1 protein-coding gene is annotated in these 563 nt (G+C 71.0%); it reads right to left on the bottom strand.

Annotated features, from left to right (window positions below):
* The coding region (locus AAE045_RS24040) for a PH domain-containing protein (RefSeq protein WP_455549811.1) at positions 1-563 on the bottom strand (563 nt) is incomplete at both ends.

The following is a 563-nucleotide window of genomic DNA, read 5'->3' as shown; positions in this document are numbered from 1 at the left end:
ATCGCCGCCGCCGTCAGCAGCGGAACGATGCACAGCGCGCCCAGGTACAGCCGCCACCAGCCGCGCCTCTGAACCGGCTGCCAGCGCGCCGGCGGCCACTGCAGGTGCGGCAGCAGATGCTGGACCAGCCCATCGCACACGGCCGGCGTCGCCAGCGGCGCGAGTTCGCGCAGGTCACGCCGCTCGCCTTCGCCGGGGTTGCCGGCCGCGATATCGATGCGCAGTTGGCGGCGCTGGAACCAGCGCTGCAGGGCCGTCTCGCGCAGCGTCCAGGCCTGGATCCGGCGCCGCGCCACGCTGGTGCGCATGCGCGTCAACAGTCCGCTGGCCACGGTCAGCCGACGCTCGTGCTCACTGAGCCGGAAACCGTAATAGCGCAGCAGCGCGAGCACCACCGAGAGCACCCGCAGCAGCACCCAGAAACCGGCCACGGCCAGCACTGCGGCAATCGCCCAGAGCCACATGCCAGGGTGCAGGTGGCTGGCATAGCCGAAGGCCTGGCGCCCGCCTGCTTCGATCACATCGGACACGCTGCCACGCGGGAACAATTGCAGCATCGCACC

Origin of the sequence: Dryocola clanedunensis (assembly GCF_038405435.1) — a bacterium.
In the GTDB taxonomy this organism is placed as follows: Bacteria; Pseudomonadota; Gammaproteobacteria; order Enterobacterales; family Enterobacteriaceae; genus Dryocola; species Dryocola clanedunensis_A.
Note: the sequence above shows the minus strand (reverse complement) of the source record. Positions and strands in the feature narration are given on the sequence as shown.